The sequence below is a fragment of the Mycolicibacter acidiphilus genome (assembly GCF_018455725.1).
GTDB classification, from domain to species: Bacteria; Actinomycetota; Actinomycetes; order Mycobacteriales; family Mycobacteriaceae; genus Mycobacterium; species Mycobacterium acidiphilum.
In genome coordinates, this window is the sequence record NZ_JAHCLR010000001.1 from 71,690 (window position 1) to 91,085 (window position 19,396).

24 protein-coding genes and 4 tRNA genes are annotated in these 19,396 nt (G+C 68.8%); 7 read left to right on the forward strand and 21 right to left on the reverse strand.

What is annotated here, in order from left to right; translation table 11 throughout:
- The first annotated feature begins 17 nt into the window (after positions 1 to 17).
- Positions 18 to 719 carry a hydrogen peroxide-dependent heme synthase gene (hemQ, locus tag KIH27_RS00410; protein ID WP_214090932.1) on the forward strand — a complete coding sequence of 234 codons (702 nt, stop codon included), beginning with the start codon at positions 18 to 20 and terminating at the stop codon, positions 717 to 719.
- Positions 720 to 766: 47 nt separating this feature from the next.
- On the forward strand, positions 767 to 1,453 hold the full coding sequence (locus KIH27_RS00415) for a class I SAM-dependent methyltransferase (protein ID WP_214091165.1): 687 nt from the start codon (positions 767 to 769) through the stop codon (positions 1,451 to 1,453).
- A gap of 94 nt (positions 1,454 to 1,547) precedes the next feature.
- On the opposite strand, the gene msrB is transcribed toward KIH27_RS00415, so the two are convergent.
- From msrB to KIH27_RS00435, 4 genes are read right to left on the reverse strand one after another with little or no spacing between them, the layout of a single operon-like run.
- On the reverse strand, positions 1,548 to 1,955 hold the full coding sequence (msrB, locus tag KIH27_RS00420) for a peptide-methionine (R)-S-oxide reductase MsrB (protein WP_214090933.1): 408 nt from the start codon (positions 1,953 to 1,955) through the stop codon (positions 1,548 to 1,550).
- Positions 1,952 to 3,250, reverse strand: a complete 1,299-nt coding sequence (aftC, locus tag KIH27_RS00425) for an arabinofuranan 3-O-arabinosyltransferase (RefSeq protein ID WP_214090934.1) — start codon at positions 3,248 to 3,250, stop codon at positions 1,952 to 1,954. The genes msrB and aftC overlap by 4 nt, the downstream gene beginning before the upstream one ends.
- Positions 3,251 to 3,260: 10 nt before the next feature.
- Entirely contained in the window at positions 3,261 to 4,814 is a 1,554-nt protein-coding gene (locus KIH27_RS00430) for an alpha/beta fold hydrolase (RefSeq protein WP_214090935.1), read from the reverse strand.
- Between the two features lie 37 nt (positions 4,815 to 4,851).
- A complete protein-coding gene (locus tag KIH27_RS00435; RefSeq protein ID WP_214090936.1) occupies positions 4,852 to 5,619 on the reverse strand; it encodes a pyrimidine reductase family protein in 768 nt (255 codons plus the stop codon).
- Between the two features lie 34 nt (positions 5,620 to 5,653).
- Here KIH27_RS00435 and zapE point away from each other — a divergent pair, with 34 nt between their 5' ends.
- Positions 5,654 to 6,697, forward strand: a complete 1,044-nt coding sequence (gene zapE / locus KIH27_RS00440) for a cell division protein ZapE (protein ID WP_214090937.1) — start codon at positions 5,654 to 5,656, stop codon at positions 6,695 to 6,697.
- 1 nt (position 6,698) lies between these two features.
- Here the strand turns inward: zapE and KIH27_RS00445 are convergent, their stop codons facing one another.
- The 4 genes from KIH27_RS00445 to KIH27_RS00460 form a co-directional block, all read right to left on the reverse strand.
- Positions 6,699 to 7,232: a hypothetical protein gene (locus tag KIH27_RS00445; RefSeq protein WP_214090938.1), complete on the reverse strand. Its 534-nt coding sequence runs from the start codon at positions 7,230 to 7,232 to the stop codon at positions 6,699 to 6,701.
- 77 nt (positions 7,233 to 7,309) lie between these two features.
- Complete coding sequence (locus KIH27_RS00450) at positions 7,310 to 7,912, reverse strand: methylated-DNA--[protein]-cysteine S-methyltransferase (protein ID WP_214090939.1); 603 nt, start codon at positions 7,910 to 7,912, stop codon at positions 7,310 to 7,312.
- Positions 7,909 to 8,418 carry an RNA polymerase sigma factor gene (locus KIH27_RS00455; RefSeq protein WP_214090940.1) on the reverse strand — a complete coding sequence of 170 codons (510 nt, stop codon included), beginning with the start codon at positions 8,416 to 8,418 and terminating at the stop codon, positions 7,909 to 7,911. Before KIH27_RS00455 ends, KIH27_RS00450 begins: the two co-directional genes overlap by 4 nt.
- Positions 8,419 to 8,464: 46 nt before the next feature.
- Entirely contained in the window at positions 8,465 to 9,031 is a 567-nt protein-coding gene (locus KIH27_RS00460; RefSeq protein WP_214090941.1) for a DUF4352 domain-containing protein, read from the reverse strand.
- A gap of 173 nt (positions 9,032 to 9,204) precedes the next feature.
- On the opposite strand from KIH27_RS00460, the gene KIH27_RS00465 reads away from it, so the two are divergent.
- Positions 9,205 to 9,528, forward strand: a complete 324-nt coding sequence (locus KIH27_RS00465; RefSeq protein ID WP_214090942.1) for a hypothetical protein — start codon at positions 9,205 to 9,207, stop codon at positions 9,526 to 9,528.
- Positions 9,529 to 9,540: 12 nt separating this feature from the next.
- Here the strand turns inward: KIH27_RS00465 and KIH27_RS00470 are convergent, their stop codons facing one another.
- The 5 genes from KIH27_RS00470 to KIH27_RS00490 form a co-directional block, all read right to left on the reverse strand.
- Positions 9,541 to 10,632 carry a 5-methylcytosine restriction system specificity protein McrC gene (locus KIH27_RS00470; protein WP_214090943.1) on the reverse strand — a complete coding sequence of 364 codons (1,092 nt, stop codon included), beginning with the start codon at positions 10,630 to 10,632 and terminating at the stop codon, positions 9,541 to 9,543.
- Positions 10,633 to 10,643: 11 nt separating this feature from the next.
- On the reverse strand, positions 10,644 to 12,335 hold the full coding sequence (locus tag KIH27_RS00475; RefSeq protein WP_214090944.1) for an McrB family protein: 1,692 nt from the start codon (positions 12,333 to 12,335) through the stop codon (positions 10,644 to 10,646).
- 179 nt (positions 12,336 to 12,514) lie between these two features.
- Positions 12,515 to 12,586 (reverse strand) — tRNA-Val (locus tag KIH27_RS00480).
- Between the two features lie 14 nt (positions 12,587 to 12,600).
- Positions 12,601 to 12,674, reverse strand: a tRNA-Cys gene (locus KIH27_RS00485).
- A gap of 30 nt (positions 12,675 to 12,704) precedes the next feature.
- Positions 12,705 to 12,777: transfer RNA gene (locus KIH27_RS00490), tRNA-Gly, on the reverse strand.
- Between the two features lie 158 nt (positions 12,778 to 12,935).
- Between KIH27_RS00490 and KIH27_RS00495 the strand changes: the two genes are divergently transcribed.
- The 3 genes from KIH27_RS00495 to KIH27_RS00505 all read left to right on the forward strand — a co-directional run bounded on the left by KIH27_RS00495 (position 12,936) and on the right by KIH27_RS00505 (position 13,860).
- Positions 12,936 to 13,007: transfer RNA gene (locus KIH27_RS00495), tRNA-Val, on the forward strand.
- A gap of 195 nt (positions 13,008 to 13,202) precedes the next feature.
- Positions 13,203 to 13,529, forward strand: a complete 327-nt coding sequence (locus tag KIH27_RS00500; protein ID WP_214090945.1) for a hypothetical protein — start codon at positions 13,203 to 13,205, stop codon at positions 13,527 to 13,529.
- 7 nt (positions 13,530 to 13,536) lie between these two features.
- A complete protein-coding gene (locus tag KIH27_RS00505; RefSeq protein WP_214090946.1) occupies positions 13,537 to 13,860 on the forward strand; it encodes a hypothetical protein in 324 nt (107 codons plus the stop codon).
- Between the two features lie 39 nt (positions 13,861 to 13,899).
- Here KIH27_RS00505 and KIH27_RS00510 read toward each other — a convergent pair whose 3' ends face one another.
- From KIH27_RS00510 to KIH27_RS00545, 8 genes are all read right to left on the reverse strand, one after another.
- Entirely contained in the window at positions 13,900 to 14,154 is a 255-nt protein-coding gene (locus tag KIH27_RS00510; protein ID WP_214090947.1) for a hypothetical protein, read from the reverse strand.
- A 65-nt stretch (positions 14,155 to 14,219) separates the two neighbouring features.
- On the reverse strand, positions 14,220 to 14,444 hold the full coding sequence (locus tag KIH27_RS00515; protein WP_214090948.1) for a hypothetical protein: 225 nt from the start codon (positions 14,442 to 14,444) through the stop codon (positions 14,220 to 14,222).
- Positions 14,441 to 15,910, reverse strand: coding sequence for a terminase large subunit domain-containing protein (locus tag KIH27_RS00520; RefSeq protein ID WP_307856751.1), 1,470 nt, complete (start codon positions 15,908 to 15,910; stop codon positions 14,441 to 14,443). The genes KIH27_RS00515 and KIH27_RS00520 overlap by 4 nt, the downstream gene beginning before the upstream one ends.
- A gap of 53 nt (positions 15,911 to 15,963) precedes the next feature.
- Positions 15,964 to 16,308: a hypothetical protein gene (locus KIH27_RS00525; protein ID WP_214090950.1), complete on the reverse strand. Its 345-nt coding sequence runs from the start codon at positions 16,306 to 16,308 to the stop codon at positions 15,964 to 15,966.
- 3 nt (positions 16,309 to 16,311) lie between these two features.
- Complete coding sequence (locus KIH27_RS00530) at positions 16,312 to 17,058, reverse strand: hypothetical protein (protein ID WP_214090951.1); 747 nt, start codon at positions 17,056 to 17,058, stop codon at positions 16,312 to 16,314.
- 361 nt (positions 17,059 to 17,419) lie between these two features.
- The gene (locus KIH27_RS00535) at positions 17,420 to 18,217 is read right to left on the reverse strand and encodes a hypothetical protein (protein WP_214090952.1); all 798 of its coding nucleotides are present in this window, start codon (positions 18,215 to 18,217) and stop codon (positions 17,420 to 17,422) included.
- Positions 18,214 to 18,927: a hypothetical protein gene (locus KIH27_RS00540; RefSeq protein ID WP_214090953.1), complete on the reverse strand. Its 714-nt coding sequence runs from the start codon at positions 18,925 to 18,927 to the stop codon at positions 18,214 to 18,216. The genes KIH27_RS00535 and KIH27_RS00540 overlap by 4 nt, the downstream gene beginning before the upstream one ends.
- A complete protein-coding gene (locus tag KIH27_RS00545) occupies positions 18,927 to 19,160 on the reverse strand; it encodes a hypothetical protein (RefSeq protein WP_046286035.1) in 234 nt (77 codons plus the stop codon). The genes KIH27_RS00540 and KIH27_RS00545 overlap by 1 nt, the downstream gene beginning before the upstream one ends.
- Between the last annotated feature and the right edge of the window lie 236 nt (positions 19,161 to 19,396).

Sequence of the window (19,396 nt, forward strand, 5' to 3'; positions counted from 1 at the left end):
GTGGCACGATGTGCGCCATGGCCAAACTCGACTACGAAGCACTCAATGCCACCAAGCAGTACTTGATGTACTCGGTGTTCTCGGTCGAGCCGGGCGCCCTCGACGACGGGCAGACCCGCGAGGAGGTGACCGCCGAGGCGGCGACCTTCTTCAAACAGCAGGCGGACCGCGGTGTGACGGTCCGTGGGCTCTACGACCTGGCCGGCTTCCGGGCCGACGCGGACTTCCTGGTGTTCACCCACGCCGAGACCGCCGAGCAGCTGCAGGCCACCTACTCGGATTTTCGGCGCACCACGGTGCTGGGCCGCGCCAGCGAACCGGTGTGGAGCACCATCGGGCTGCACCGGCCCGCCGAATTCAACAAGAGCCGCATCCCGGCGTTCATCCTCGGTGAGGAGCCGCTGGCCTACCTGTGCGTCTACCCGTTCGTGCGCTCCCACGAGTGGTACCTGCTGCCGGAGGCGGACCGCCGCAAGATGCTCGCTGAACACGGCAGCAAGGCCCGGCAGTTCCCGGGCGTCAAACCCAACACGGTGTACGGGTTCGCGCTCGGCGACTACGAGTGGCTGCTGGGCTTCGAAGGCCCGGAACTCGAGGAGATCGTCGACCTGATGCGCGAACTGCGCAACACCCAGGCGCGGTTGCACACCCGCGAGGAGACCCCGTTCTTCACCGGTCCGCGGGTCAGCGTCGAGCAGCTGGTGGCGTCGCTGCCGTGACCGGTGACGCGGAGCGCTTCGAGAAGGTCTACCGCGACGACGCGGCCATGCGCGGGCTGCCGTCGTCCACCCCGTGGGACATCGGCGGCCCGCAGCCGGCGGTGCGACGGCTGGTCGCACTCGGCGCGATCCGCGGCGAGGTGCTGGACCCGGGCACCGGGCCGGGATACCACGCGATCCACTACGCCGAGCACGGGTTCGCCGCGACCGGCGTCGACATCTCCGGTGCGGCGATCGAACGGGCGAAGGAGAACGCCGCGGCGGCCGGAGTGTCGGTGAACTTCGAGGTCGGCAACGCCAAGACGCTCGACGGTTTTGTCGACCGCTTCGACACCGTCGTCGACGTCGCGTTCTACAACACGTTCGCCGGTGAGCACGACGCCCAGCACGCCTACCTGCAGGCGCTGCATCGGGCCACGAAGCCGGGGGCGCGGCTGTATCTGATCGAGGCCGGCGACTACAACATCAACGGCTTCTTCATGCCGCCGAAGATGTCGGTCGAGGACTTCCGGCGCGGGCTGCCGGCGGCCGGCTGGGAGATCAGCTACCTGGGGCCGACCAGCTATCTGGTCAACGTCAGCGCCGCCGGTTTCGAGGCGATGATCGAGGCGAATCCGGCTGCGCCGCCGCGGATCCGACAGATCGCGGAGCGGCTCGGCGCGGTCGAGCCGTTCCTGGACGGTCAGCTGGTGCACGCCCCGTTCTGGGAAGTGCATGCCACCCGGGTGGACTAGGTTCGCCCAGACAGCAGCCCAGATCGACGGCAGCGCGGAAAACCGCGAGAGGGCAGCACGGTGGCGTTGATCTCAGTGGTCCGAGGCGGGCCGATTACGTCGCCGGCGTCAGCCGCAGGCAGATCGAGTTGATGCAGTACCGCTGATCGGTCGGGGTGGGGTAGCCCTCGCCTTCGAACACGTGGCCCAGGTGGCTGTGGCAGGCCGCGCACAGCACCTCGGTGCGGCGCATCCCCAGCGAGTCGTCGTGGCGCAGGATCACCGCGTCCGTCGAGGCCGGGTCGAAGAACGACGGCCACCCGCAGTGCGAGTGGAACTTCTCGGTGCTGCGGAACAATTCGGCGCCGCACGCCCGGCAGCAGTAGACGCCCTCGGTGGTGGTGTCGGTGTACTCACCGGTGTGCGGCGGTTCGGTGCCGGCACGACGCAGCACCGCGAACTCCTGCGGGGTGAGCTGCTGTCGCCATTCGTCGTCGGTGCGTGAGACCTGCGGAGACGTCATGCCTCCACGCTAGCGCGCCGCGGTTCGCTCGGCAGCCAGGCCGGATCGATGCCGTCGGCCAGCCGGTTCTCCTCGCGGGCGTCCAGGTAGCGGTAGATCAGCACGGTGGTGGTGACGATCAGCACCAGCGACCAGCCGTAGGTGATCTTCAGGTAGTCCAGCGGTCGTCCGACCACCATCCACCGGAAGATCAGCCACTTGTCCAGGGTCATGAAGCCGTAGATGCCCAACCAGGCCGGCCAGTTGCGCAGCACCGAGTTCGGCAGTACCACCGTCATCAGGAACGGGAACAGCACGATGGAGTAGTAGCCCTGGCCCAGCGACAGCACCAGGAACGACGCCAGCAGCAGCGCACCCGAGGATGTCAGCATCCAGAACCGGGGGTCGCGCTCCCGGTAGTAGCGGTACAGCAGCCACAGGCTGATCGCCGCGAGCGCGGTGAACCCCACCCGCATGAACAGGATCAGTGCGGGCGGCAGGCCGAAGAACACCCCGTTGCCGAGGATCGAGGAGTTGAAGTAGTCGCGGGTGCCCAGCATGTAGGGCAGGGTGCCGGTGAAGAAGTCCTTCGGGTCGGCGACCAGGGGCAGGGCGGCGAGGTTGAAGACGACCGGCACCGCGAACGCGGTGACCAGCGTGCGCCACTGCCGGCTCAGCAGTGGCAGCAGAAGCAGCACTCCCAGCACCGGTTTGACCACCAGCGTCAGCCCGATCGCGACGCCGGCCCACCACTGCCGGCTCTCCCGGCCGTCCAGCAACCACCGGAAGAACGCCACCTCGGCCAGCAGGATGACGCCGTTGATGTTGGTGAAAACCAGGGTGCTGGAAACGCTTTCGGTCAAGAACATGGTCGCCAGCAGTGCCGGCGCCGCCACCGAGGACAGGGTGAAGTCGAACAGGCGCAGCAGCAGGTAGGCGGCGAGCACGATCGCGATCGCGTTGGCGCTGATGAACGCCAACCGTGACAGTTGCTCCGACAGATACCCGAACGGGGACAGCAGCAGCGTGCCGCCGGGCGGGTACAGGTAGTGCGGGTCGACGTAGTCGAAGTGCTCGTTGTACAGGTCCAGGTGGTGACGGAAGTTCAGCACCGCGCGGTACACCGGTTTGAAGTCGTCGGTGATGTTGCCGTTCAGCGGAAGCACCACGACGCGGTGGATCATCGACATGATCGCCACCGGCCAGAGCACCGACCGCAGCACGGTCGCGGTGCTGGGCGGGCTGGTGGGTGGCCGGAACGCGGCCAGCAGGGCGGTGCGGATGGAGTCGGCTGCCGTCACGTGCGAACCGTACACCGGGGCCGGGTCAGGCCGGGCAGTAGACGTCGGTGTCGGGCAGTTCGCCGCTGTCCAGATAACCCACCAGTGGCGGCACCGCGCACGCCGAGTAGATCGTGGCGCCGTGGCCGATGCCCTGCCACATCACCCGCTTGCTGGCCGAGTCGGCGTTGATGACGGCGGCGGCGGTCGCGGCCACGCCCTCCTCGCCGACGATCGGGTCGTTCTGCACACCGAACAGCAGCACCTCGATCTTGAGGTCCTTCGGCGGTTCCGGTGTGGCACTGCTCGGCCAGCTCAGGCACTGCGCCATGTCCAGCGCCGCGACGGTGCCGAACTCCGGGTACAGCTTGCCCCAGGCCACCACCAACTCCCGGATCCGGTCCGGCGTCGGGCGATTCAGGGCGTCGGCGCACGAGTTGATGAAGCGACCGTCGCTGCCCGTGATGGTCTGGGACCGGTTGATCAGGTTGGTCAGGAGGTTGGTGTCGCCGGTGCGCGCCGCCGCCAGTGCCCCGGCCAGCGCGTTGGTGTTGCTGACCCGGTCGGCGGTGGGGTAGCCCAGGGCGGTGACGATGGCACGGGTCACCGCGGCCACCGAGGCGCCGCCCGGCCCGCGCCCGCCGCGGGCAGCGGCCAGCAGGTCGTCGACGGCGGCCTTCGGGTCGGGACCCAGCGGGCAGTTCACCGCGACGCACTGCGCGACGAACGCGTTGAAGGCGTCCTGCTGCCCCTTCACCCGCTGTTCGGCCGCGGTCTCGGCGGCCACCCCCAGCGGGATCGGCGAGTCCAGCGCCAGCCGGGCGACCTTGCCGGGATGCGATCCGGCGTAGGCCATCGCGATCTGGGCGCCGTTGCCGATCCCGATCAGGGCCAGCGCCGGCACGTCCCAGATGCTGCGCAGCCGCTCCAGGTCGGTGGCGGCGTGCGTGTTGTCGTAGGACGACTCGCCGGGGGAGATGGAGTCGGTGCAGTCGGTGGTGGCGTTCGTGACGACCGTGCCGAGCTTGGCCACCGGGTCGTCGCCGGGGGTGAACTGCGCCTGGTTCCAGATCTGGTCGCGCTGGGTGCGATCCCGGCAGTCGATCGCGCTGGACAGCCCGGTGCCGCGCCGGTCCACCGCGACGATCGGGTGGCTCTTGAGCACATCGGCCCCGGCCCGCGACAACCAGACCGGCAACTGCAGCGACGACGGCATGTCCCAGCCGGTGGTGAACACCACCGGACCCGCGTCGGCCGGGGTCTGCACCGACCGGGCGCGCACCACCCCGATGCTCACCGACGTGGAGCCGCCGCCCAGCGGGTCCAGGTCGGCGTCATAGCTGCCGCAGTCCAGGCGCACGCCCGGGGTGGCGGGCACCGCGGCGTCGCTGAACACCCGCGCGGTGCAGTCATGCCAGGGCAGGTCGCCGTGCGGTGTCTCGATCGGCGGCGGTCCGGCCGCATCCGCGGTGGAAACCGGTTGCCCCTGCGGCCCGGCACCGGAATCGGTGGCGAACCGCGGGTTCGCCGCCAGGCCGGGCGCGCAGCCGGCCAGCATCGTGGCGAAGGCCACCGCAAGCAGAATCGTGGGCCGGCGCATGGCCCCCACCTTAAGCGACCACCGTGACCGCGGTGCCTCAGACGTCCCGGACGTAGCGGGTGTAGAGATAGCCGGATTCGTCGGTGAGCAGGTGCGCGCAGCGCATCGGGGTGCGGGCGCTGCCGGTGCCGGTGGCGATCCGCCGGGCGTCGCCGGCGACCAGGTACGGCGCGATGGTCAGGCACAACTCGTCGAGCAGGCCGGCCTCGATGAACGATCCCAGCAGTGACGGGCCGCCTTCGGTGAGCACCCGGTGCAGCCCGCGGCCGGCGAGTGCGGCCAGGGCCGCGGCCTCGTCGACCTGATCGGGGGCGTCGCCGGAGCAGTCGAGGACCTCGGCGAGCCCGGCCAGCCGCCGGCGGGTGTCGTCGGCGGAGGCCCGGCAGGTCAGCACCAGCGGCGGCAGTTCGGTCTCGGTGAACACCCGCAGGCCCGGATCCAGCCGGCCCGACCGGGTGACGATCGCCAGCGGTGGCACCTCGGTCTGCCCGGCCTCGCGCCGCTGCTGGCGGGCCGCGACGCCCAGGTGGGCGCCGCCGTAGTTCTCGGCGCGCACCGTGCCGGCTCCGACCACGACGACGTCGGCGAGCGCGCGCAGCAGCATGAACAGGCTCCGGTCGCCGGGCCCCGCGAGTCCGCCGGACCGGCCGGCCACCGTCGCGCCGCCGTCGACGCTGCCGATGAAGTTGGCCCGCACCCAGGTGCCGGTCTCCGGGTAGGCGTAGAGCCGGGCCAGTTCGTCGTCGTCGGCGCGGCCCGCCGGGTTCAGCAGCGTGAATCGTGTCTCAGCAGGCAGTTCGGGCATGACCACGATTGCACCATCTGGCTACAGTTCCTGAGTGCATAACCCAGACGGCGACGGTAATCCGGCGGTGGCCCATCTGGTGGACCGGCAGCCGGCGGTCTCCCCGGAGCGATTGATCGCGCAGCTCAAGCCGCCGCCGACGTTCGCCGACGCGAGTTTCGCCAGTTACCGGCCCGATCCCGCGCAACCCACCCAGGCCGCCGCGGTGGTGGCCTGCACGAACTTCTGCCGGCAGGCCGCCGAGCGGCGCGCGGGCCGGCGCAAGCTGCTGGGCAAACGCGAGGTGCTGCCCGGGGTGGGTCTGTACCTGGACGGCGGTTTCGGGGTCGGCAAGACACACCTGCTGGCATCGGTGTACCGCGACCTGCCGGACTCGGCTGAGCATCCGCGGGCGTTCGCGACGTTCATGGAGCTCACCCAGCTCGCCGGGGTGTTCGGGTTCACCGAGTGCGTCGATCTGCTGGGCGACTACACCGTGGTCTGCATCGACGAGTTCGAACTCGACGACCCGGGCAACATCACGCTGGTGTCGCGGCTGCTGTCGGAACTGGTGGCCCGTGGGGTGTCGGTGGCGGCCACCTCGAACACGCTGCCCGAGCAGCTGGGCGAGGGCCGGTTCGCGGTCCAGGACTTTCTGCGTGAGATCAACACGCTGGCAACGATTTTCACCACCGTCCGGGTCGACGGCCCGGACTACCGGCACCGGGATCTGCCGCCCGCGCCGCAGCCGCCGTCCGACGAGCAGGTCACCGCGCAGGCGGTCGCCGTCCCGAACGCCACCCTGGACGACTTCGACGCGCTGTGCGCGCACCTGGCGACCATGCACCCGTCGCGGTACCTGACCCTGATCGAAGGGGTGAGCGAGGTGTTCCTCACCGGGGCGCACCGCATCGACGATCAGAACGTGGCGCTGCGCCTGGTGGCGCTGGTCGACCGGCTCTACGACGCCGGCGTCCCGGTGGTGGCGTCCGGGGTGAAGCTGGACGACCTCTTCGGCGCGGACATGCTGGCCGGCGGGTACCGCAAGAAGTACCTGCGGGCCACGTCGCGACTGCTGGCGCTCAGCGCCGCCGGTTAGCTCAGAGGTTCCACTGGGCCAGGTGCAGGCCGGTGGTGCGGCTCAGCATGACGACATGGGTGACCAGCCCGCGGTAGACGTCCCAGTACACCGGGCCGCTGACGGTGGAGCCCTGCGGGGCGTTGGTCAGCGCGGCATCCAGCGAAGTCGGGTCGTCGGTGTGCTTGGAGACGTAGGCGTCGGCACCGGGCGTGACGCCGTCGAAGGTGACCGAGGCCGCCATGATGTACGGGTTGGGCACCGAGATCGGGTGGACGGTGATGTTCGCCCGCCACGGTGCGCCCTGGGCACGCCAGCGCGGTGCGCCGTTCCAGCCCCAGCCTGGCGGGATCTCGCTGGGCACCACATCGTGCAGGGTCACGTCGGCGACGATCTTGCCGAACGCCTCGTCCTCGTACTGGATCCGCAGCGTGTCGCCGATCCGCCCGATCGGCGCCTCCGGGGTGGTGGTGGGCGTGGCGTGCGCCACCGGGACCGTCAGAACGGCCAGCACGGAGGTGATGGAAGTGATCAGAGCGAGAAGCCAGCGGTGCATCATGTCCTTCTTCGATTGCCTGTGGGCATGATTACACACCGGTGCTGCGGGTGCAGCCGGGTCACCCGCTCCCGCCGTCACGCCGCCTCCAGGCGCAGCAGCGCCGACTTGGCCTCGGGACCGCCGGCATACTGGCCGATCGAGCCGTCCGAGCGGACCACCCGGTGGCAGCCGATGACGACCGGCAGCGGGTTGCGGGCGCACGCGGTGCCGACGGCGCGCACCGCCCGGGGACTGCCGACCGCGGCGGCCACCGTCGCGTAGCTCTCCCGCTGCCCGTAGCCGATGTGCTGCAGGTGTTCGACGACGGCCCGGCGGAAGCCGTGCGCCAGCCGCAGATCGACCGGGACGCTAAACCGCTGCCGCCGGTGCTGGAAGTACTCGTCGAGCTGGTGGGCGGTCTCATCGAGCCGGGCCGGGGAGCGCAGGATGCGCGGGCTGACCGATGCGGCCAGCTCGGCGAGCGCGGCCTGCCCGTCGGCGGAGTCCTCGGCGCCGAACGCGACCCGTACCAGCCCGATCGGGGTGGCCGCCAGCAGCAGCGCACCGACCGGGGTGTCGACGGTGCGGTAGGCGACGTCGAGCAGCCCGCCGGTGTCGGCGGCGCGTTCCAGTCGGGCGTGCAACCGGTCCAGGGTGTCGGAATCGTCGGGGTTGGCAGGGAAGATGTTGAAACTCATGGTGTTTTGGCTTTCCGGTAGATCCTGCGCAGTGTTTTGAGTCCGTCGGCGGCGGCCCGGCGAGCGGCCTCGGGGGAGTTGCCCAGCAGTTCGGCGATGTCGGCGTACGGCAGCCCGGCGATGTGGTGATAAGCCAGTGCGCGACGCTGCTTGTCGGGCAGCCGGGCCAGCGCGTCCCACACGTCCGTCGTCGCCGGGTCGGTGTGCGGTGCCGGTTGATCGGCGATGTCCGGGGTGGGGACGGGCCGCCGCGTCCGGGACCGGGCGGCGTCCAGCGCGCGGCGGTGGGCGATCGTCACCAGCCAGGCCTGCACATTGGCGTCCGCCGGCAGTCGCGGGTAGGCCCGCAGCGCCGACAGGAAGGTCTCCGACCAGGCGTCTTCGGCGTCCTGGGTGTTTTGGGCGCCCAGGACCGCCCGGCAGACCCGCAGTACCGTCGCACCGTGTTCGGCCACCACGGCCTCGAAGGCCTCGAAGGCCTCGAACGGCGGTTTCACCGATCCCATATCAGGTAGACGGCGCGGCGGGCTGTTTCGTGAGATGCCCTCCGGCTTAAGAGAGCACCCATTCGCCGAAGTCGTCGGCGAAGCCGGCCGACGGCAGGTACTTGACCCGGGCCGGGCTGACCCCGTGCGGCAGTGCGAAGACGACGCAGCCGGTGGCCGACTCGCCCGGGCTCAGGTGGAACGCCCCCGATTCGAAGTTCGTGCACTCGGAGACGTCGTTGAGATCCGCCGTGTAGCTCTGATCGTCGGAGCCGACGACCGAGACGTTGATGTTGACGTCACCGTCGATGGCGGCGGTCCCCGGGTCGGTGATCTTGAGTTTGGTCGCCAGATACGTCTTGGTCGGGTCACCGCCGCCGCCGGTGACGGTCGCCGGGCTGATGATCTGCTCCAGGGTGACGGTGATCGTGCTGCCGTCCGCGCGGGTCAGGGTCAGACTGTCGCCGGTGTGCCCCTTCGGCTTCGCCGCCGCAGCAGTCTGTGGCGCGCTGGAGGCGGCCGGCGCCGTGCTGGACGCCGATTCGGCCGTCGGGGCGCTGTTCTTCGAGCACGCCGCCGCCGGGCCGGCGGACAGCAGGGCGAGCACGGACAGGGCGACGACAGAACGATTCATGGGTGACCTTTCGCAATCCGTTCACGGGCGTCGACGACGTCTTCTTCGCAAGTCTTGCCCTGGGTCAAGGCTATGTCGACATTCCGGTGCGGTGTGACGTATGGGTGAATCGCCGGCGAGCGGATGGAGCCGCCTGGCCTGGTCACCGGCTGCTGCGCCCGTAGCCTTTGATGATGAGTGAGACAGTTCAACGGGAGTGTGGACTACAGGCATTGGTCTACGCGCTGCAGCGAGACGCGCCGGACGTACGACGGCTGCTGGTCGAGCGGTTCGGCCAGGTGCACATCAACGGGCATCAGATGCGCTCGCTGATGACGGCGCTGGGCTGGCAGTGGGTCAACACCGCCGGTGCGACGATGGGCGACCTGCCCGCTCAGGGGCGGCTGGTGGTGGTGATGCGTCGTGGTTTCACCGCCCGGATCGACGGTGAGCAGCCGGAGCCGGACTGGTCTAGGCACGGCCGGGTGTGCGGATACTACACGCAACCGGCGCGGTGAGCTGCCGGCGGGTCAGGGCCGATCGTCGACGCAGTTCAGCAACCGTTGCCGGATGCTGCTCGGTGCTTCTGCGAGGTCGATCGACAGGAAGCGAATTCGATGCCCCTGGACGGTCACCGCACCGTCGAAGACGTCACGGCCGTCTGTCCGCACGAACAGCAGGACGCCTTCGGCGGTGTCGGCTCGGTGGTCACCACGGCCGGACTGTGAGGCGAGGTAGGCGTAGAGCTGGTAGAGGTACGCAGGCTTGATCGTCGTACTGCCGTGATGCTCGACCAGTGCGTCGGTGAACTTGGTCTCGATCACGATGCGCCGTTGCAGCACTTCGTGATCGAGGGTGAGGTCCGTCTGCATCCGCGGCACGAAGCGCGGCTCCGACCGGCCGTCCGGAGTCCAGTGCAGCTGCCGCCGGGACACTTGCCAGCCGTGCCCGTGCAGGGTGTGCGCGAAGAACCCGCGCATCGCGTGCTCGAAGAGCCGGCGGTGCAGGTGCGGGTCATCGCTGAGCAACGGTGCTCGGGGCAACCCCGCCCGGTGCTCGGGAAGCGTCATCTGCCGCAGCAGCCGAGCCGCATCCAGCATCCGTTGGTCGGCGATGTCGTTGCGGCTCAGGCGATCAGCCGCCAGTGCTGCCCTCGACGGCGGCTGCTGGCCGACCCCGAGCCGGTGCATCCGGAATGCCGCCGCACGGCACCGCTGCCCGATGTCGGTGCCGACCGCTGGAACCGCGAACAGCAGCGAGTCCGCGATGAACCGATTGCGGGGAGAGTCGATGGTGAGTTCTTCGAACCGGCATGCGATGCGTCCCCGTTCGGACAGTCGCTGACTGGCTGTTCGAAGGTGGTCGATCCGACCCCTGACCCGCGACAGATCGGCTCGCCGGGGCTGGTAGTGCAGCGTGAGATCACGTCGCAGTCGGGCTTCGACCTCGTCGGCGAGTACCTCGGCGATCAGGTCGGCAAGATCGTCGTCACGCTCGCCCTGGGTGATCGTCTCCTGCTGCGCGGTGCGCAGCCGGGGGAGCAGGTCCGATGCGTACACAAGGAGAAACCACAGGCTGCGAACGGGAATCCGCGTCTTGCCCGCACCGGCGACCAGGGTCACGGTGTCCCTCCTCAGAGTCGCAGCTTGCCGACTTCGGCTTTCGCCTTGTCGGGGTTGTCGAACCAGTACTCGGCGAGTAAGGGTGCAATCTGCGTCTGCACAACTCCGTCGAACCAGCCGCGTGCGTCGTCGTGCCGGGTCACCGGGGTGACGAAACTGTGTCCGACCGCAAAGTGCGGGCCCAGCATCGGGTCATCGGCGATGGTGCGGTTCAGTGTCTCTATCCGCAATCGGATCTCATTTGTGGCCACCGCATCGTTACCGAGTTTCTCGGCGGTGTGCGTCGCCCACGCGTCGGTCAGAGCGGGTTCCAGAGTCTCGAACGCGAACCGTCGTCGCAGTGCGAAATCAACCAGGGCCAGGGATCGGTCGGCGACGTTCATCGTCCCGATGATGTAGAGATTCTCGGGGAGGTGGAACTGCTCGTCGTCGAAGTGCCGGTAGCTCAGGGTCAGCGCGTCGCGTGCGGATCGTTTGCTCGCCTCGATCAGGGTCAGCATCTCGCCGAACGCCTGTGCCGGGTTACCCCGGTTGATCTCCTCGATGATCAGCACATGCGGAACGCCAGCGGACTTCTCGGCGAGGCCGGCATGCTCGATGAGTGCGCCGTCGATGAGTTTCAACCGCCCGTCTGCGTCTGGTCGCCAGCCCCGCACGAAGTCCTCGTAGGAGGTGTTCGGGTGGAACTGGACGATGCGGATCGCCTCGGTCGACGGAGAGCCGATCAGGGCCTGTGCCAGTCGTTTGGCGAGCCACGTCTTCCCGGTGCCCGGCGCCCCTTGAAGAACCAGATTCTTCTTCTCCTGCCAGCGGGTCAGGATGTCCTGCAGCCGATTCCGATCGTGGAAGCAACCGTCGCCGACGATGTCATCGATCGAATACCGGGAGGACTCAACGGGATCGGAGTCCTCGCCATCGCTGAGTGGTTCATCCAGCCAACGCGGGCGCCATGTCGCGTCGTAGAGGTCGACCGGGCCACCGGCCTGCGCCTCGATGCTGAGGATGATCTCCCGGATTCCGGCGTCAACATCGTCGCGAAACAGGTATTCCGACAGTCGATTACGTAGTCGGCTCCGGTGGTCGTCACTGACGATCGGGGGAAAGTGCCGCGGCTGGAACAGGTACAGCAGGGCGTGGCGCTGCACTTGCGCCTTCGGTCCGGGTGCGTCGCGTACCAGGGAACTGAGCGCGTGGTGGTCGCTGGCGGATCTGCAGCGGACATCGGTGTCCTGCTGCTTGACGTGTGTGACGAACTCGACGAGGAATGACAGGTACTGCCAACGCTGCCGGTGCAGGCCCTGGCCCTTGTACAGCACCCCTTCGGCGAACGCGTCCAGCACGTCCGAGGTCAGATCGACCGGCGTGTCGAGCTGGTCCAGCAGCTTCTCGACCTCCTGGATTTTTGCCGCCCGGTCGAGGGTGTGCGGCAGCAGGTACAGGATGTCGATCTCCGCGTAGAGCTGCCGGGCGGCAGGTGATGCAGCTGGAAGTTCCTGCACCCTGGCTTCGGATACTGAAACCGGGGCATCCGGTGTCTTGGCGAAGAAGAGTTGGAGTTCGGTGGCGGTGTCCAGATTCCAGATGGATGCACCCGGTGTCAGCAGGGACCCGTCGCTGATCAAACAGTCCTGCAGAATCTGCGCCGACACCTTTTCGACCTGTGGGGCATTTCTCCGCCCCAGCGTCGGTTCCGCGAAAACCATGCGGACCACTCTGCACCACGCTTGCGGTGCTGCAGCCCGGGCCTGTCGCCTTGGACCGCCGCGGGGTGTCGCCCGACGTTGATCGATGCGTTGGGGTAACGACGGCGGTCTCGGCCGGGCTCCGGCGGAGGCGATTGCTAGTTGATCTAGCTACCGAGTCGTACCTGGTGAAACTGTTGTGCGCAGTACTGGGATTGAACCAGCGACCTCTTCCGTGTCAGGGAAGCGCTCTCCCGCTGAGCTAACCGCGCTTGATGCTGCTGTATGGAGGTGGAGACGGGAATCGAACCCGTGTGCACGGCTTTGCAGGCCGTTGCCTCACCACTCGGCCACTCCACCGCAAGGGGTTGATGCCACTTGACACCCTCGAGCGGATGACGGGATTCGAACCCGCGACCCTCACCTTGGCAAGGTGATGCGCTACCAACTGCGCTACATCCGCGTGCAACGGATGAGATCGTCATCCGGTGCGAGACAGAACATTAGCCCAAACATGTGAGACGACACAACTTGGCCTGTCAGACGGGCGATTCGCGCGAAAACCGGCCTGGCATTGAGGCTCCCGCCAGTGGGCGTGCTAGTGTTCGTCCTCGTCCACCCGGTCTCGTAGCTCAGGGGGAGAGCGTCCGCCTCACACGCGGAAGGTCGCTGGTTCGATCCCAGCCGGGACCACCTGGTAGATGATGGTTTTTAGATCGGCGGGCCGAATACGGGCCGGATAGGCGCGGGCGGTTGACCTGCGCGGTCACATCGGAATCGGCTCCAGTGCAGCGCATCTCGACGCACGAACCCTGCGCTCTGTGTCGCTGCCAATCGCTACGATCCTGCGAATGATGGGCCATCGCACTAACCGAGCGAAGGAGCGGGATGGACGACAACAACGAGCAGGTCGTGGAGGGAACCGGCTGGATCGACATGCCGGGGTTCGGTCGGATCAATCCGCGTCGCGACAACGTAGCGGGCGGACGCCAGTACTTCACAGCCATGACCGACAACGGCGAGTACGCGAAGGCGACGGGAGACTCCATCACCGGAGGCCCCGAGACTTGGCATTACGAGCCTGATCTACCTTTCCTGTTGGCGGACAGCGCCCGACGCTGCGTTGAGGTCACGATCTCCTTCCTGGTGGGTGGCCGCTATGCCGTGAAGTATCGCCCCGGAGCCTGGCCCGGCGGCGCGACCGGAGGGTGGTAGACCGGCCATGACTGACGGCGCAAATGTTCCTCCCGTGGCGGTGCGCTGGCGATCCAGTGAGCTGAAGTGGGGTCTCGCCCACCCCGAGGTCCATGGCCTCGGCGACGCGCTCAATGGCCGCATCAAAGCGCCCGTTGAACCAGCACCTGGCTACGTCACCGACGACGACCGCGAGACCTACATGATCGTGGCGTCAGAGGACCAGATATGTAATGCCGTCGTTGAGGTAAATGAGTGGCTGGCCGACCGCCCCAACGGAGCAGAGCCGCACGCCGATGGTTTTCAGAAGGCCCTCGCATACCGACAGCGCACCGAGACTGACGACGACTAGACACCGCCGCGCTGGCCGCGTGCTGCCGCTCGCTGAGGGTCAGGGGTCGGTCTCCACGAACTGCGGCATCCATGCCCCGCAGCTCTGGCAGTCGATGCAACTCACGAACTCCACCCGCCCGGTCGCGTAGGCGACGGCCTGCTGACTCGTCACGTGACGCACGGCGCGCTGCGCCTCGATGTCGGTGAGCGGTGCCGCCGGGGCGCACTTGCCGCAGTCGCAGCCGTCGGTCGTCGTCGCCGGGGCGGGTGTCGTCAGCTCCTCCCGCAGCCGTCGCCGACCTGTGCGGGCCAATGCCCCTCCACGGGGAGAATGCGCGGCTCCGGGGCACTCGGGTGGCGCAGCGACAGTCCCGGTGCTCACGGGTAGAGCACCCGCGTGTGCTGGAGACCGCGCAGCGGGTCGTACCCGTCGCGGCGCGGCCCGTTGACGCGCTGGGCGAGCTGCCGCTGGACCTTGAGCTGTGCCTTGAGTGCGGCGACCTCGGGGCAGGTCTCCGGGTCGTCGCCGCGTTCGGTGGCGCGACGGCGGGCGGCGGCTTCCGCCACCATCGCGTCCACCAGCGGGCGGGTGAAGTTCGTCATCCGATCCTCCTGCCCAGGTACGCGGCGATGCTGACGACGCTGGCGCTGTCGCCGACGCCGGGGATGCCGAACGTGATGCGGGCACCCGCCGCAGCGGCCAGCGTCTCGAAAGCGATGGTGGCGGCGGCAACCGAGTCGGGCTGGTGCTGCCCGGCCTGCCAGGTCGCCATGTCGGCCTCCAGGTTGTCGAGGCGACCGGCGATGCGGCACTTGCCCGTTTCCAGCGCCGCGATGAGTCCTTGCGACCGGGCCAGCGAATCACCCAGCCGGGGCGAGCCTTTCGGGGGCCAGGTGGACACGGCAATCGGGTACGGCGGCGCGGCTCGCTCCACCGCCTCCACCAGCAGGCGGCGGTAGGTCTCGGCGGCGCTGTAGCCCTCCACCACGATCCGGCTCGCGCCGATGGTCACCGCCAGCTCCACGGCGCGATTCGACCACTGGTCCGAGGTCAGGTGCGCGGAGACATCGTGGGTGAGGACGATCCGCCCGTCGCGGCCCAGCGACCCCGCCACGATGCCGGTCTGATCGCCCTCGCCGCTGTCTGCCGGGTCGACCCCGACCACTGTCAGCGTCGGGCCACGCGGGGCGGCGATGAGCCGGTGCCCGTCGAGCCAATCGCGCTTGATGAGACCGCCTTCGGGTGAGGTCGGCACTCCCTGGAACAGCGCGTACCAGCTGCGCGACCCGATGGACTTCTTGATGTCGGCGAACCCCTCGGCGGTGCGTCCGAGCGCCGATGTCATGGCGACGCCGACGGGCCGGTCCAGCGCGTCGGGTATTCCGGCCTCGGCGATGGCCGGAATATTGATGTGCTCCCAGCCGCCTTCTTCGAGCAGGGTTCCGATCAAGTCCTGTTCGTGCCAGCGGGTGCCGATGACGACGACGGACCCGTTCGGGTGTAACCGCGTCATCAGGGTCGAGCGGAACTCACCGAGGATGCGGCGGCGGTGCGCGGTGGAGTCTGCCTCCTGCTGGTTCTTCACGACATCATCGAGCAGCAGCAGCCCGGCCCCGTGGCCGGTGATCCCGCTCAGGATGCCCGCCGCCAGCAGCCCGCCGTCGCGGTCGGCGACCCGCCACCGCCCCACGGCCTGCTTCTCGGCGCTCAGCGCGAATCCGAGCACGTCGGCGCGTTCGGTGATGTGCCGCCGGGCCTCCCTGGAGTGTTCCTCGGCCAACGAGTCTGCGTAGCTCGCCAAGATGATCTTGAGGTCGGGGTCATCGGCGAGGGCGAACACGGGGCCGATCTGCGACACCAGCACCGACTTCCCGGTGCGTGGTGGGCAGCTGATGATGATGCGCTGGTCCGGTTCGGTCACCGCACGCCGCAGCGCATCGGAGATGAGCGCGATGGCCGGGGTCACCCGGTAGCCGGGGATCAGCCGCCGGGCGAGGTCGGCGGGCGAGGCCGGGCGGCGACGCCGGGCAACAGCACCAGCACCGCGCGCTGCCGTCAGTAGGCGCACCGCAGGGAGGAGGGGACCACTCCCTGCGGTGCGGGCTATGCGACGGGCCATCGTCAGACCGCCAGCGGAGCGGTCACCGAGCGGTGGAAACGGTCGCGGTCGGCCCGTGCCCGGTCGGCGGCGTCACCCTTGGCGAGCATCCACTGGCCCTTGACCGAGCACATCCACAGCGTGCCGTCGGTCCACATCGCGGTCACCACATCGGGAGCGAGGTCGCGCAGCTCAGGCGGGATCGACCGCACGATGCGGGACCAGGCGACGACCTCCCGGCCATCAGCGGCGATGGCCGACAGGATGCACCGCTCCAGCTCGGCGCGCTGTTCGGCGGTCGGGCTGGGCGAGTCCTCCTCGAACGCCGCCACGAACGCCGCGAATCGCAGCTCATCGGTACTGGTCATCGGTCACACCGCCGCCGGGGTGACGGTGAAGGTTCCGGGTCTCGCGCCGCCCCGGATCAGCGACAGTGCCATCTCGCCGCCGGTCTCGGGCACGCCGAGCACGTCCAGCACGGTCGTGTGGCCGACCTCGCCGTCAGCGTGAATCCGCTGCGCCAGGGCGACGATTGACCCCCAGCAGCGGTCAACGAGTGCGTTGACCTCGGCGAACACGTTGGTCACCGTCGCACCGCTCGCGGTGATGGCGTCGAGGTCGTGACCGCCGCTGCCCTCCAAGATTCTGTCGACCTCGCGCCCGGTGGGCATCCGCCGCCCGCCCGCGTTGAACCGGGCGTGAGCGACAGGGCCGGCCAAGTGCATCAGCTCGGGCCGGGTGGGCTGAACCGCGAACGCGACCACGCCGTTCAGTTCAGCCTCGAAGTGCTCGCCGCCGATCTCGGTGGCACGGGCGGGGTTTGCCGTCGCGGTGCGGACCTCGCCGCCGTAGATCGTGCCGACGACGGCGTGCGCCGCTTCGTGAGTCAGGTTCCCGGCCAGGGCGAAGCGTTCTGCGGTCAGCTCGGCCACGGTGAGCGCCAGCCGGTCTCGCAGCCCCGTGAGCTTCGATGCCGTCACGGCCCGGTCAGCGTCGGCCCGCAGCGACATCGACGTGGTGGCGGGTAGCGCCGGAGGTAGCGCCGCCGCACGTAGTGGCGCACGACGGCGACGCGCAGCTACCGCTGCCCTGATCTTGGCGGGGTCGATTTTGGTCATGCTGTTCACGCTCTCGTTCTCGCGGGTTGGTTGCCGTGACGCCGGGCGACATCACGATGTGCGGTGACCGCCGGGACGGTGGAGCGGCCCGGAGCCAGACCCCCACCGTCCCGACGGTTACCTTCGCCGACAGGAGACGACGATTTATGTTGCGCGGATTGCGATTTGAATTGCTTCGACCGCCGCTCACGATCCTTGGCCTCGCGGGCGTCGTGACGCGTCGCCCCGTCGGCCAGGTAGGCGCGGATGCACTTCGAGCAGGTGTAGCCGTGAACGGTGCCCTTCCAGTGGACGCACGGCTGATCGCAGATCGGGCAACGCGGCATTCCCTCCGGCCCGGTCCAGTCGTCGGGGTGGACGGTCACGGGGTGCCGATCTTCACCGCCGCCACCGCTGCCTCGTAGCCGACGACTACCGACCGCTCGGCGATGGCGGCGTAGGTGTTGTGCTTGGTCTCGAATGCGGGGCGCACGGTCGGCTGATCGCGCCACCCGTACGTCGGGCTGGTCGCCACCAAGGTCTGACCCAGCCCGTCCACGTACCCGCCGCCGAACACCCAGAGATGCCCCAACGGGGTCCGCAGCGCAGCCCCGGTTCTGGTGATGAGGTTCGCCGCAGCCGCCGCCGACGCCAGCACCGGGTTGGCGTGGATGAAGCCCACGGTGTTCGTCACCGCGAACTCCGCTTCGAGCGCCGCCACAGCCGCAGTCACGTCAACTACCGAGGTCACGGTGCCCGCGTCGGCCTTCATCCGTGCGCTGAACTCCCGCTCCACCGCCACCGATTCGAGCAGCCGCAAGTTCTGCTGCACGCGGGTCTGGACCTCGGCTTGCGACGGCGAGGTCATGTCGCACTCGTCGTAGGCCCACACCGTCACCGGGTCGAACGCTTCCAGGCCCGTGGGCCGGGTGCCGGCTTTCAGGTCGTCCTCGGTGAGGTCGTCGGGCTGGGCGCACCAGTCGGCGGTCCAGATGCCGAACGCCGACCCGCCGCCGTAGTTGTGCGGCCTGATCTGCACGCCGCTGGTGATGAACCGGCTCGGCTCATCCGGCGGGGTCTCAGTCCAGCTGGTCGCCGCGTACAGCCCGCCGGGGCTGGGGTTGACCAGCGGGGCCTCGAAACTCACGGGGAGCAACGAGGATTCGGTGGTAACGGTCATGCGTCAATTCCCATCTGTGCCAGTTCGGCGCGGGCCTGCGCCTTGGGGTCACGCGCCGCCCGTGCGGCAAGGACGTGCTGGTATTCCTCGGCGCAGACTGCGTTCCACTTGAGCCGCTGCGTCAGCTCTAACGCAGCGTGGTCGACCTCGCGCAGCGCCGCCTCCAGCAGCTCAGACGCCGACCTGTTCGGCTCTGCTACACCCGGCGGTTTGGCGCGGCCAAGGTGCTTAGCGAGCGGGTCGGAGTACGGGCGGGCCATCTCGACTAGCACCGTCGCCCAGCTACCCGACGCCAGCGCCGTGTCAGTGATCTCGGGGAGCTTGGGCCGTTCGGCCAGGTCGACCATGAGCCGGATCGACCGCTCACGGGCACCGGGGGCGACGTTGGCTGCCTTCTTCTGCGCCTGGGCCTCGGCAAGCCAGCCGACGACCGAGCCGACCAGCTCATGCACCGCCTCGGCGAGGGCTTGCACGTCGTCGCGGCACCGGCACGGCGTCGGTTCGGGTGCGGCGGCGACCTTTGCGGCCAAGGGCGTGCAGATGTCGGCGATCTCCTGAACGAGGCTGAACGTGCCGCCGTAGTGCAGCGCCAGCTGACCGCGCCGCCGGTCGCGCTGCTCGCCCTGCGGGGCCTTCGGCGACGGCTTCTTGAACTTCGGGCCGGGCGGCGGCGGGGCGCCCTTCGGGCCGTAGTAGACGGGAAGTGCCATCAGGACGCCACCGCCCCCGACAGCTGGCCCCGCAGACGATCGACCCCGGCCCGGCTCAGCTGGCCGCGCTCGGCGTCGATGGAGCGCCGCACGCGCCAATACGCGAGACCTTCGCGGCACTCGATGATCCGAGGGTCGTCGTCGGGTACGTGACGGGACTTGAGCGCGGCCAGGCGAGCCGACCACGATGACGCGGTGCGGCTGGCCGGGTCGACCACAGGTGCTTGAGGCATGGCCCCGACGTTAATGGGCGACCGTGCAAACGCAGCGGCGCAGCGGCGCTATCGGCGAGTCTTAAATCCCGTCAAAGTCGGGGAATAGCAAGGTGTTTCAGACAGTCGACGTTTCACGTGGAACTGAGTTCCCCGACAGTCGCGGGCGAACTTCGGGCGAGAGCCGTTGGGGCGTCGGGCGGGTAGGGCGAGGTCGCGGCCCTGCGGCCCGTAGATGGGGCGAGACCCGTTGGGGT

Bases quoted from the DNA above. Each gene is read 5' to 3' on its own strand.
- KIH27_RS00465 (WP_214090942.1), top strand. From the start codon at position 9,205: ATGAGTGAGACAGTTCAACGGGAGTGTGGACTACAGGCATTGGTCTAC.
- KIH27_RS00435 (WP_214090936.1), bottom strand. From the start codon at position 5,619: ATGCCCGAACTGCCTGCTGAGACACGATTCACGCTGCTGAACCCGGCG.
- hemQ (WP_214090932.1), top strand. From the start codon at position 18: ATGGCCAAACTCGACTACGAAGCACTCAATGCCACCAAGCAGTACTTG.
- KIH27_RS00505 (WP_214090946.1), top strand. From the start codon at position 13,537: ATGACTGACGGCGCAAATGTTCCTCCCGTGGCGGTGCGCTGGCGATCC.
- KIH27_RS00460 (WP_214090941.1), bottom strand. From the start codon at position 9,031: ATGAATCGTTCTGTCGTCGCCCTGTCCGTGCTCGCCCTGCTGTCCGCC.
- KIH27_RS00525 (WP_214090950.1), bottom strand. From the start codon at position 16,308: ATGACCAGTACCGATGAGCTGCGATTCGCGGCGTTCGTGGCGGCGTTC.
- KIH27_RS00545 (WP_046286035.1), bottom strand. From the start codon at position 19,160: ATGCCTCAAGCACCTGTGGTCGACCCGGCCAGCCGCACCGCGTCATCG.
- msrB (WP_214090933.1), bottom strand. From the start codon at position 1,955: ATGACGTCTCCGCAGGTCTCACGCACCGACGACGAATGGCGACAGCAG.
- KIH27_RS00445 (WP_214090938.1), bottom strand. From the start codon at position 7,232: ATGCACCGCTGGCTTCTCGCTCTGATCACTTCCATCACCTCCGTGCTG.
- KIH27_RS00540 (WP_214090953.1), bottom strand. From the start codon at position 18,927: ATGGCACTTCCCGTCTACTACGGCCCGAAGGGCGCCCCGCCGCCGCCC.
- KIH27_RS00535 (WP_214090952.1), bottom strand. From the start codon at position 18,217: ATGACCGTTACCACCGAATCCTCGTTGCTCCCCGTGAGTTTCGAGGCC.
- KIH27_RS00475 (WP_214090944.1), bottom strand. From the start codon at position 12,335: ATGGTTTTCGCGGAACCGACGCTGGGGCGGAGAAATGCCCCACAGGTC.
- KIH27_RS00450 (WP_214090939.1), bottom strand. From the start codon at position 7,912: ATGAGTTTCAACATCTTCCCTGCCAACCCCGACGATTCCGACACCCTG.
- KIH27_RS00430 (WP_214090935.1), bottom strand. From the start codon at position 4,814: ATGCGCCGGCCCACGATTCTGCTTGCGGTGGCCTTCGCCACGATGCTG.
- KIH27_RS00500 (WP_214090945.1), top strand. From the start codon at position 13,203: ATGGACGACAACAACGAGCAGGTCGTGGAGGGAACCGGCTGGATCGAC.
- KIH27_RS00515 (WP_214090948.1), bottom strand. From the start codon at position 14,444: ATGACGAACTTCACCCGCCCGCTGGTGGACGCGATGGTGGCGGAAGCC.
- KIH27_RS00455 (WP_214090940.1), bottom strand. From the start codon at position 8,418: ATGGGATCGGTGAAACCGCCGTTCGAGGCCTTCGAGGCCTTCGAGGCC.
- KIH27_RS00415 (WP_214091165.1), top strand. From the start codon at position 767: ATGCGCGGGCTGCCGTCGTCCACCCCGTGGGACATCGGCGGCCCGCAG.
- KIH27_RS00530 (WP_214090951.1), bottom strand. From the start codon at position 17,058: ATGACCAAAATCGACCCCGCCAAGATCAGGGCAGCGGTAGCTGCGCGT.